Source organism: Hydrocoleum sp. CS-953 (genome assembly GCF_002260545.1).
Taxonomy (GTDB): Bacteria; Cyanobacteriota; Cyanobacteriia; order Cyanobacteriales; family Microcoleaceae; genus Trichodesmium.
The window spans coordinates 1-7422 of sequence record NZ_LGSU01001163.1 but is presented as its reverse complement, the minus strand read 5'-3'; the positions used below and the strand labels follow the sequence as shown (position 1 = coordinate 7422).

The following is a 7422-nucleotide window of genomic DNA, read 5'->3' as shown; positions in this document are numbered from 1 at the left end:
TTCTTCTTGAATGGAAAAACCTATTACTTCAGCAAAGCCTTTGTTGGATTGAAGTTTACCTTCTTTCTGAGATGCTAAGGATTTTCTACAGTATTACCATCTCCCTAGCCTCAAGAAGATGTAAAAACCATTTATCAATTTAGTATTACCCAATAAAGGTTATATCTAGAAGTCATGTCCAAAGGCCAAAAGTTACTTTTAACTTCTGACACCTGATATTAAGCCTACCGAGTATCTCCGTCAGAACAAGACTGTTAATGAAAACCAATATAAGCTCAAAAGCCTAATTAGACCTCAAGTTAATAAAGGAACCGCCCGAACTAAAAAAGCCCGGGCGGATTGTGGTGTGAGGAGTGAACGGAAACATAATATCTCCGCTATCTCTATTGTGACATTTCCTTTCAGATAATTCCAGGATAATTGACAAATTTAAAAACTACTTCATAAATTTTGTCAAGGATATGAGATATCTTGAGTTTTATTAAGCAAGTAAATCTACTTACCCATGCCCAATTTTTGGGCTTTTTGATAAACTTTACCCTCAGTTAATAAGGAAGGAGCAATTACCACCTCAACCTGTTGCATTTCCTTCAAATCCTTAGCACCCAAAGTTCCCATGCTAGTCTTCAAAGCACCCAACAAATTATGAGTGCCATCGTCCAATTGTGCTGGCCCACACATAATTTGCTTTATTGTTCCAGTTGTACCTACCTGAATCCGAGTACCCCGTGGTAATACTGGACTAGGAGTGGCCATTCCCCAATGATAACCATGTCCAGGAGCTTCAGCTGCTCTGGCGATGGGCGAACCAATCATCACACTATCAGCACCACAAGCAATACACTTACAAATATCACCACCAGTAATCAAACCCCCATCAGCAATAACTGGCACATAATTCCCTGTTTGTTGGTAATAATCATCTCGTGCTGCGGCACAGTCTGCTACTGCTGTCGCTTGGGGAACCCCAACACCTAAAACACCACGAGATGTACAAGCCGCACCAGGGCCAATACCTACTAGAACTCCTGCTGCTCCTGCTTTCATTAAATTTAAAGCTACTTCATAAGTAACACAGTTGCCCAAAATTACAGGCATAGGCATTGCTTGACAAAATTGAGCCAAGTCAAGAGTTGGTACTGATTCAGATGACAGAAATGTAGTTGAAACAACCGTTGCCTGGACAAAAAATAAGTCTGCACCAGCATCAGCAACTACTTTCCCATATTTCATTGCTCCCGCAGGAGTTAAACTTACTGCTGCAGTACCACCTTGGCTTTTTATTTCCTTAATTCTCTGAGAAATTAATTCTGGTTGGATAGAGGCGGCATAAAGTTCCTGCATCAGAGTCACAAATTCCTCTTTGCCAACAGACCTAATTTTTTCTAAGATTGGCTCTGGATCAGTATAACGGGTTTGAATACCTTCTAGGTTGAGAACTCCCATAGCCCCTAACTTTGATAAGAGAACGGCCATTTGGACATCAACTACTCCGTCCATTGCACTAGCAATGATGGGAATTTCTTTTTCAATACCACCAATACTCCATGTAGTGTCGGTTAAATTTGGATCGACTGTACGTTGCCCAGGAACTAAGGCAATTTCATCGATTCCGTAAGCTCTACGAGCTGTTTTTCCACGTCCAATAATTATATCCACTGCTTTTACCAAATCCCAAGACCATTTTAGTTAGAGTATCAAATTAATAGGGTCATTGGTAATTTCAGTTATCAGTTAACAGTGCCTCCATTCATTAATTGGTAATGGATAATGAATAATGGATAATTACCTCTGGTTAAAACCATCGGATTGAATATGGGGAAATCTCCTAGCACTTTTTCTCCTTAAAAGGAGAGGCTTTAAACCCAGAGGATTGACCATTAAATAAGTCAGAAGTCAAAATCCAGAAGTCAGAAGTTAGAAATTCTGTTTGTAAGGGGAATTTCTGCCTCGCTCCAAAAACATTTCGCCTTAAAAGGCGGGGTTTTAGACCCATTTTTTTGATCAGGAAAAAAATTTATTGTTTCCCCTTGAAAGGGGAGGCTAATAAGCTAATACGCATTTTAAATGCGTATTAGCAAGTCAGAAGTTAGAACTAATAAGGGTTTTTCTTTGAATAATCCACACAACAATAAGTCGTTTAAATGCACAATAGCTGAAAGCTGAATAATTAATAATTACCTCTTGTTAAAACTGAGAGATAGTACGCAAGTACGGAAATATTATTTCATTATCCATTTTCCATTTTCATTAATTTCAAACCCGCCCCTACTATTACACTATTTAAGGTGTGCCAGTCTATACCGTTTCACTCTCTCAAGTAAGAATTTAACTTCGCTCATTTTAAATTCATAGCTAAAATCACCAATGCTCTTTTTTCTAGTTTGATTATTTTAATCAAGTAAGAATTTAACTTCTAAATTCTCAATTCTCAATTCATAGCCACCCATCACCAATGCCTAATTTTTAAACCGATCTAGGTGGTGGAGGTGGTGTGACGAGAGTAGTTTTTTTCTTTGTGGACTCTGATGTTTTATTGACTTCCTTTACAGGTGGATTTTCCGGAGCGATCGCTGTTTCTATTTTTGATTTTTTAGTAGTAGTTTGAACGCCATCTACCGAACTTTCTACAGGTTCTGAAATAGACCCATTACTACTAATAATTAGTTGAGTTACTTTTGTAATTAAATTCTCTAATTTACCTTCATCTAACAAAGAATTTATCAATGTTAAACCACTTGTAGATAACATTAATTTACTAATATCTTGAACACCATTACCATTATTGGCATTGGCACTAGGAAAAGCATAAATTTTGGCATCTCCTAAAATTCCTGGTTGGGGTGCTAGTGCTGTGACTATTTCTGGTAATTTATCTATGAAGCTAGGCCCTAATTCTGTGACAATTTGTGCGATTCTATTGGCATTACTCATTGCATTTTCTGCCTCTACTTTAGCTTCAATACCTTCAGCTTCAGCTAAATCTTTGTCACGATTAGCTGCTGCTAAAGTCTTCAAGGATTCTGCTTCTAAATCTGCTGCTTCTCTAGCAATTTCTGCTTGTCTTTTTCGCCGGAAGACATCAATTTCTACAACATTTTGTTCAGAGATACGATGTTTTTCTGCTTCTTGTTCAGCTACTATAATTGATAACTTTTGTTGTCGTTCTGCTTTTTCTATTTCTGCTGCAGTAGTTACTCCTGATTCTGCTTTAGCTTTTTCTGCTTCTGATATTAAACGTTGTTGTTCTTTTTCGGCTATAGCTATAGCTGCTTCTTCTTGAGCAATTTTTGATAATCTTTCTGCTTCTGCTACTTCGACTTGAGCTTTAAGGCGATTTGAATCAACTATTTGTTGGCGAGTTATTTCTGCCATTTCTGATTCTTGTTTTTGTAATTCTTGAGTAACTTTGAGTTTTTTCTGTTGTTCTTCTAGGGCAATATCTGCTTCAATTTGACTTTGTTGAACTGCTAATTTTTTCTTGATTTCTTCTTCTTCAATTGCTTTTGTCTGCAATATTTTGTTTCGTTGTTCGTTGGCAGCTTCAATATCTTTTGCTTCTTGAATTTCCCTGGATCTTTGTGCTCTTAATGATTCTAATTCTAGTTGTTGTTCTAGTAGAGCAGTTTCTTGTTCTTTTTCAATTTCGATAGCTTTTTTTCTGGCGGTTAATTCTTTTTGTTTAATTGCTATTTGGGTATTTAATTCTAACTCTCTTCGTTCTTTTTCTGTTATTAGTTCTACTTCTTGTTTTTCTTTGATTGATTGTTGAATTGTTTCGGTGCGTAATTTGACGCCTTGAGCATCAAAGAAGTTATTAGTATCATAAGTGTCACTTTCTTCGATTTCGGAAATAGCAATATTATTTAGTGTTAAACCAACTTTTTTTAAGTCTGGTTGAATTAGATTGAAAACTTCATCTGCAAACCCCAATTTATCAGAATCAATTTCTGCCAATTTCTTCTTTTTAGCTGCTGCTCGAATTGCATCATCAGCGCGTTTTTCTAGAGCATCTTTAATATCTTCTGGAGAAATTATTCCTTGCTTTGATAATCTAGATGCAGCAGTTTTTACATCTTGTTCATCAGCATTTATGCAGACATAAAAAGTAACTCGCATATTAGCCCGAAGATAATCTTGAGTTCTTACTGCTAAGTTTCCGGTACGTTCTACATCAATAGAAATCTCTCGCATTGGAACTCTAGTAAGTTCGTGAAAACCTGGTAGTACGATACAGCTACCATATAAAATTACAGAATTCTTTTTTGTTAAAAAGCCACCTGTTCTGACAAAAGCTTCATTGTTGGGAGTAATTTGATAGACTCTTGTATAAGCCCAAAATCCTAATAGTAAGAAGAAGATAATTCCGACAATTCCGGCAGCAGTTCCTCCTAAGATAAAAGTGCTATTATTTTGGGGAAACTGAGCGAGTGTTGGCTGTATACATATATTTTCAGATAAAACAATTTCTTTGGGTTTAGGTTGTAGTTCCTTTGTGATAATTTCCTGACTGGAAATTGATGGTAATGATTCAAGAAATGTTAACCAAAATAACATGATTTTTTTCCCTCTAAATTTTTTATTCTTCAAAATTGACCAGAAAATAAGGTCAATAGCCTCCCCTTTCAAGGGGATGAAAAAGCGGTCGAGGGATGGCGAGGTCTCCCGCTCTTGCAGAGCCACTTCGTTAACGCCATATCCAATCGACCAAGAGAGCGGTCGTTTGCGGAGCAGTCCGTCAGGATGGGATGGATGGGTTACCTAACCATATCCAATCTCCCAAAAGAGAAATCAACTTCAGTATTTCAATCTCGATGGCGAGCGCCAGAGGTACTGTTAACGCAGTTACGACCATAGGAGGCTAACTGATAACTGAAATGACCAGGCACAAAAATCAGAGATTTTTGAATTTTATTTCTGACCAAGGTAAAGAGTTTCTAGATACGGGAATTTATAGTTCCATGTGGAAGTAAGTTATGCAGAAAATCATAAATAATTTTGAGAATACCAAGGTTAGCATTTCTCTAGCCTCCTGTATGGGCGACCCTGTAGCAAGGCTCCAATATACTAATGACCGCAAAATTTGGGTAGTTACGACTCCTCTTTTAAGAGGATAAAAAAAGAAGATTCCGTATTTTAATCCCGATGCTTTCCTAGGTCATGCTGCGCAAACAGCTAGAGGTACTGATAACTAATAACTGAAATGACTTCCAGCTATAATTTTGATTGATAGATTTCTTGCAGAACTGAAAGTTAAATCAACTACAATAGATAAATCTTTTATTATACCAATTAAAAAAAAGAATGTTACAAATAATCAGGGTAACTAAAATAATTTACCTTGCATATTTGTGGGATGAATTAGTGTGGAAGGTGTGGGGTGTATGGCGAGTGTGGGGAGGGTATTGGAATTATAGTTTTAGAGCATATAGCAATCCTAAATGATTTGTGAGAATTTTTATAATAGTTAAGATTGAGGGAAAACCTTGAAAATTCTAACTTCTGACTCCTGACTCCTGTACGGGCGAACCGCCGTTCGCCCCTACCACAAAAATATTACAATTGTACAGGGGATTGCTATAGTTCGTAAAAGATAGGATTTATCTTTTCTGCAAAGATTCATCCCCTGCTTCAGCAACGCTAAATAATTTGATCGGGTTTGCCTTTGATTAAAAAGGGATCTTCAAGCCAATAAATGATATTTAAACTAAATATTTCTGGCTCAGTCTTCCTGTCTCCTGACTCCTAAACGGTAAACTAAATATTTGTAGCAAAAATTTATTACGCCTGGTATTACTCTTACTTTTGACTTTCAACTTCTGACTTAACTTCTGCCATAATTCTAATCTTTATTTTTACTTGAATTAGATAACCATCTATCTCGATCCACACTATCTTTAGCTATAATTAAGTAACTTGTAGTCTGACGATCGATCACTATAATTTTTTCTCCTCGATGAGGAATCTTAGTTGCCCAGGATGGTAAATTGGCATTAATAGTTACAAGGTTTTTAGCTGTATCAATGACATCTACTTGTCCAATTTTTCCTTGATTTTCTTTAGGAACTAATTTAGAACTAACAGTACCAATACATCCTAGAAGGCGATCGCTACTGACATCTTCTCCAAAAGATTGAAAGAAAATTTTTCCGATAGGTCTCGCAATAAAACCACCTAAAATTAGGCTCAAAATCATTGAACCAATAAATATAGTTACCCCGAAAAACCCATTAGGAGTACCAAACAAAATATTTAAAGTCCAACCAATTAAACCCCAAAAACTTAGGTCAGTTGCTAATAACAAAATCAGTGGAACTTGACTAATACCTAACCAGCCTAAAATTTCTAAAGATTCAACACTATTATCACTGTCAATATCTATGTTTTCCTCTCCTAAACCTGTAGAAATTACGAACAGGAACATGAAGATTCCTGCACCGAGGAGTATCCAGTAAGGTAAGTTAGCAAAATTGAATAGCATATTATCAAGTTCAGGGTCATTTCAGTTATCAGTTATCAGTTAACAGTGCTTTTTACTGAAGTAGGAGCCTTGAAATAGTAAATTTTATTTACAAAATGTGAGAAATGCGGGTATAGCAATTCTCAATAGATTCTCACAAGTTAAGTAATAGAAAAATTCTCTCAAGCCACAATTAATCCTAATTTCTGAATTCTGATTCCTATCCTGGTATAACAGACAATAAAATAGAATTACTATATTATCTACGGTAGTCAAAGTAAAATTTAGAAATAGATAAATTTTAATAATTTTTAACTATGAAATTAAAAAGATTAGGCCATGTAGCTATCTGCGTCCAAGATGTTGACAAAGCAGTACAGTTCTATAAAAATCTGGGTATGGAGATAGCCTGGAAAGATCCTGACTGGGCATATCTTAAAGCCGGAGATGATGGACTCGCACTTTTAAGTCCTGGATATGACCAAGCAGGGCCACATTTTGGGTTTGTGTTTAGCGATCGCTCAGAAATGGAAAAAGCCTACGAACAACTTCAAGGTCAGGAAGTCCAAGTTTCACCAATTCATGAACACCGAGATGGTACTGCTTCTTTCTATGGTAGGGATTTAGATGGTAACTGGTTTGAATATCTCTACGAGCCAGCAACTGTAGTTGACAATTAGAGGTCTATATTTACACTTACCTATAAAAATATTTAGTTTTCATAGTCCAAATAATATGGACTAAGCTCACTGTACTTTAGATTTTTGTAGATTTAAGTTGGGCTAAACAAGTCCCACAAAATTTAATTTATCCAGTGTGTCTAGATGAGGTGAGAATCAGAAAAACTGTTTTCGCAATAATAAATAATAATCAATACCCTGATTGAATACGAGATATGATAATTTTTGAGGATAATACATTATTGATGGGTATATTGTTAAGATTGATATTTAGCATATTTT

5 protein-coding genes are annotated in these 7422 nt (G+C 36.1%); 2 read left to right on the top strand and 3 right to left on the bottom strand.

Annotation, left to right across the window (positions count from 1 at the left end; translation table 11 throughout):
* Positions 1-495 precede the first annotated feature (495 nt).
* Complete coding sequence (locus AFK68_RS18580) at positions 496-1659, bottom strand: GuaB3 family IMP dehydrogenase-related protein (RefSeq protein ID WP_094674044.1); 1164 nt, start codon at positions 1657-1659, stop codon at positions 496-498.
* Between the two features lie 807 nt (positions 1660-2466).
* Entirely contained in the window at positions 2467-4557 is a 2091-nt protein-coding gene (locus tag AFK68_RS18575; RefSeq protein WP_094674043.1) for a flotillin family protein, read from the bottom strand.
* 419 nt (positions 4558-4976) lie between these two features.
* Here AFK68_RS18575 and AFK68_RS37015 point away from each other — a divergent pair, with 419 nt between their 5' ends.
* The gene (locus tag AFK68_RS37015) at positions 4977-5117 is read left to right on the top strand and encodes a hypothetical protein (RefSeq protein ID WP_168186440.1); all 141 of its coding nucleotides are present in this window, start codon (positions 4977-4979) and stop codon (positions 5115-5117) included.
* A gap of 725 nt (positions 5118-5842) precedes the next feature.
* On the opposite strand, the gene AFK68_RS18570 is transcribed toward AFK68_RS37015, so the two are convergent.
* Positions 5843-6481, bottom strand: a complete 639-nt coding sequence (locus AFK68_RS18570; RefSeq protein ID WP_094674042.1) for an OB-fold-containig protein — start codon at positions 6479-6481, stop codon at positions 5843-5845.
* Positions 6482-6777: 296 nt separating this feature from the next.
* Here AFK68_RS18570 and AFK68_RS18565 point away from each other — a divergent pair, with 296 nt between their 5' ends.
* Positions 6778-7140: a VOC family protein gene (locus AFK68_RS18565; RefSeq protein WP_094673142.1), complete on the top strand. Its 363-nt coding sequence runs from the start codon at positions 6778-6780 to the stop codon at positions 7138-7140.
* Positions 7141-7422 lie beyond the last annotated feature (282 nt).